Below are 3736 nucleotides of genomic sequence, written 5' to 3' on the forward strand. Positions count from 1 at the left end.
AAATCAAATAATCACTATAAAGATCAAGCATATCCATTTAATTCCCTCCCTAAAATTAAGGGCGGAATTCTAATGCTTTTTAGTCAAACTACAAGTTTATGTGCGTAACATGAGTAACTAAATTAAATCCGGTTGATATTCTTTTTATTAGAGGGTTACGTAACAATTTTGATGAGGATCAATTTTTTGCTCGCATAGGAGTTAGCGATTTGGGCTTTATAATTAAAGTTTCAAAAGAAAGTAATTATTTCAAAGGCCTATGTGAACAAGATAAATATAAAAAATTATGGGACATCGTGTACTCTCAAATTGGCCTTCATTTAACTGCCGATGCCAAAACCCCCATTTCTTTTTATGTCCATGATAATCCGAATTTAGATAGCTTCTCTTTAGCAAAAGGCGCTTATCTATTTTATGTTTCCGACCTATTACGAAAAGAATTAAAACAGGATTATTCGGCTACGGAAATTAAACTATTAAAAGAGGCCATCCCTTTAAAATCTATTCATGCAACACAACGCTATAATGAAATTATTTTTCATAAAATTGCTCATGATCAATTAGAGGATGACGAGGATAAAGCTACTTTATTTAAAGAAGCGATCGCTAATTGTAAACAACAACTTGAGTTGCACGGCAGTTATGCTTATATGATGTTGGCAGAAGCTTACTTTCACTATGCAACTTGGGCTTATTCTCAAGATCAGACCCCCTTAGCCCAAAAATCCATTGCAGCAGCAATATCCGCGTGTACTTTGGCTGAGAAACACTTAGAGAAAAGTTCTTACTCTATTCATAATGCAAGTTTAGGCCGAGGGCTTGCTGTGAGTAATTCTTTTAACCTAGAGTCACCTCTTAAGGCTAAAACCTTCCTCGAAGATTGGCTTGCCAATCAAGCAACAACAGTAGCACCGCGCATGTAGGATAAGCCTGGGGGGACATTAATCTTTTTTTGTCTAGTTTTAATACTCGCTAAAAAAATAATCTATAGTTATTGATACCACTATGGATTAAAGGAGGAAGCGATGGACTTAAATGACTTCTATCATGAAAGTTTTAAAAAATGGCTGAAAGGTAAATGTTCTCCTCAAGCTGAGGTCGTCAGCAATTCCTATGAGGGTGAGGGTATTACGGCAGAATACGATATGAACAAAGAGGAATTTATTATTTATCCGCAGGAGAAGGAGTATCCGTTGGGCACTGTTAGAGAAACCTTGCATAGTGAAGAGCTGTTTAATGCTTTAGTTACAGAGATGATGAGCTCGAGACCTAATCATTAAACATGCCCTGAGCTCGCTTTACTCTCTCTATCTGAATCCGCATTTTTTAGCCTTTGCATAAAAGATAGAGGGAGAAATAAAGAGCGGCGACAGATTAGAGCCTCTCTTTCCAGGGGCGTTCATAGTCAATTTTGGGTCCTAGAGGTACAATTTGGGTGGGATTAATTGTCGTATGACTGAAATAATAATGCCTTTTAATATGGTAAAAATCAGTGGTCTCTTTGATCCCTGGCCATTGATAAAGTTCCCGTCGATAAGCAGAAAGGTTAGGATAGTCTTCAATCCGTTGTTTATTGCATTTAAAGTGACCATAATAAACTTCATCAAAACGAATTAAAGTGGTAAATAAACGCCAATCTGCTTCAGTGAGGTTATCCCCAGCTAAGTAGCGTTTGCTGCCTAAAATAGTTTCTATTTTATCCAGGGCAGAAAAAAGGTTCTTATAAGCCTCTTCATAGGCTGCTTGCGTAGTCGCAAAGCCACAACGGTATACGCCATTGTTGATATTCTCGTAAATAAAATCATTAAGACGGTCAATTTCATGGTGTTGCTCATGAGGGTAATAATTAGCGGTATTTCCCGTGATAGAGTTAAAGGCCTCATTAAAAATGCGGATAATTTGAGAAGATTCATTATTCACGATTTGTTGCGTTTTTTTATCCCATAAGACCGGTACGGTCACTCGGCCAGTGTAGTGGGGGACTGCTTTGGTGTAGAGTTCATATAAATAGGCTAAGCCATAAAGGGCATCCCCACTACTGCCGCCAGCTTTATCAAAAGTCCAACCCTTTTCCAGCATGTCATGACTTACTATTGAGTAGCTAATGTGCTGTTCTAAGTTTTTCAATTTCCTAAAAATAAGGGTGCGATGCGCCCAGGGGCAGGCGAGTGATACATAAAGATGATAACGACCGCTTTCCGTTGTAAAAGCAGAATTCTTGCCTATCCAATCGTTAAAAACTGAATTTTCCCGTTGGAAGGCGCCGCCATGCGATTTGGTTTCATACCATTGATCGACCCATTTACCCTCAACTAACTTTCCCATCGTGCATCCTTATTATTATGGCATAGGGTTCATGGACATAGATACGCTTTGTACCACGAAACTTCCGGCATTTTTAGCCACTTCGCCTGGAATTACTTGCAGGACAAAAGCAAGCCTAACTTTTAGTTCCGGTATATCAAAGGATTGCGTAACCTGCCAACAAGGTGCTATTCCGCATTGATTGCTCTCCATAATTTCAGGTGAGTTAACAGCTAAGGGGTGCAAGATGAGTTTTTGTTCATTAATTTGGATACGCTTATCACGTAAAAACTGGATCATGGGGCCCCATGCTTGGGGTAGGTAATTTTTTCTAAGTTCTGCAATTTGGGCAGGAGTATCTTTATAGCTCGCTGAAAGGGTGGCTGTTAATAAATTTTGAGTCCAATCTCCCAGTGAAGCTTGGTTATCGGCATGAGAATAGAAACAAATTACAAAGAGTAACAGTGCTAATTTGGTACGCATTATTCATCCTTAAATTTAATAGTCCATGATAATTACTATAAATGAGGCGAGAGATAATCGCTACCGTAAAAAAATGAATATTTTTGCCTTCACGCTTTTGCTGGTTAAAAAGTCCAGTTAAAAAGCTGGGAAGACGGTTGCTTTGACCGGTGCAATTAAAGCCACATTTAATTCAATGCTAAGAAAAGGTAAATTGAGTAAAATAAGTGTTATTAGAAAAAATAAAGCGGTAGCAATATTGCCTCTACATACCCACTTAATTTGTTTTTCTTTAGGAAAAAATGCTGTAGCCGCATAGGTTAGGCTTAAAAATAAGAGGGCTAATAATCCGACAAAAAGGTTTATTTCAACAGCCGTTTCTTCAAAAATTTTAGCGATCATTAAAAGCACCAGGAAGAATAAGCAAACTCGATAAACTCCCAAAAACCACTCTAAGGCCTTGGGGTAGTTGGATGGAGATTTGCCATCTTGAAAATAAGCGTTAAAAAAGAGAATTCCTAAGCCATTTAAAGGGATTAAGATAAACAACAATTCAGTATTAGGTTGCGGGCTGTTTGCTAAATTAATAGCGTAAAGTACAACATAAAGTACGCTTATCACAGCAAGAATAGGAAATAAATAATACATCATTTTTAATAATAAAAAGCGCAAATTATAAATTAATGCCCTATTTTGTTGGGTAATCCCAATACCGATAAAAAAGAAGATAGTATTGGCAATAAAATGAAAATCTACATTAGAAAAATAGATAGCCCATAATACTTCATTGCCCACTGTTTTGAAGATAGTTGCTGCTAAAAGAATGAGCGCATTCACTAAACTTGCGAAAATTGATATAGGCGCGGATTTTTAGACGAAAAAAAGGTATTTTTAAGAGCTATTCTTCTAATATAAGAGGGGAATAGAATGACCAAAAAGCGAAATTATTACACTGCATCAAAAAAATCAA

At 37.2% G+C, this 3736-nt stretch carries 5 protein-coding genes; 2 read left to right on the plus strand and 3 right to left on the minus strand.

The features are described 5' to 3' along the window. Window positions 1-194 precede the first annotated feature (194 nt). Both ELY15_RS14445 and ELY15_RS14450 read left to right on the plus strand, forming a co-directional pair. Window positions 195-923, plus strand: a complete 729-nt coding sequence (locus ELY15_RS14445; RefSeq protein WP_255411121.1) for a DUF5630 domain-containing protein — start codon at window positions 195-197, stop codon at window positions 921-923. 102 nt (window positions 924-1025) lie between these two features. Next, window positions 1026-1280: a hypothetical protein gene (locus ELY15_RS14450; protein ID WP_127101257.1), complete on the plus strand. Its 255-nt coding sequence runs from the start codon at window positions 1026-1028 to the stop codon at window positions 1278-1280. A gap of 94 nt (window positions 1281-1374) precedes the next feature. Here the strand turns inward: ELY15_RS14450 and ELY15_RS14455 are convergent, their stop codons facing one another. From ELY15_RS14455 to ELY15_RS14465, 3 genes are all read right to left on the minus strand, one after another. Next, window positions 1375-2325 (minus strand): glutathione S-transferase family protein, encoded by a 951-nt coding sequence (locus ELY15_RS14455; protein WP_127101259.1) that lies wholly within the window; start codon window positions 2323-2325, stop codon window positions 1375-1377. Window positions 2326-2340: 15 nt separating this feature from the next. Beyond that, the gene (locus ELY15_RS14460; RefSeq protein ID WP_127101261.1) at window positions 2341-2787 is read right to left on the minus strand and encodes a hypothetical protein; all 447 of its coding nucleotides are present in this window, start codon (window positions 2785-2787) and stop codon (window positions 2341-2343) included. Window positions 2788-2904: 117 nt separating this feature from the next. Then, window positions 2905-3603 (minus strand): hypothetical protein, encoded by a 699-nt coding sequence (locus tag ELY15_RS14465; RefSeq protein WP_127101262.1) that lies wholly within the window; start codon window positions 3601-3603, stop codon window positions 2905-2907. Between the last annotated feature and the right edge of the window lie 133 nt (window positions 3604-3736).

The organism is Legionella sp. km772, assembly GCF_003989735.1.
In the GTDB taxonomy this organism is placed as follows: domain Bacteria; phylum Pseudomonadota; class Gammaproteobacteria; order Legionellales; family Legionellaceae; genus Legionella.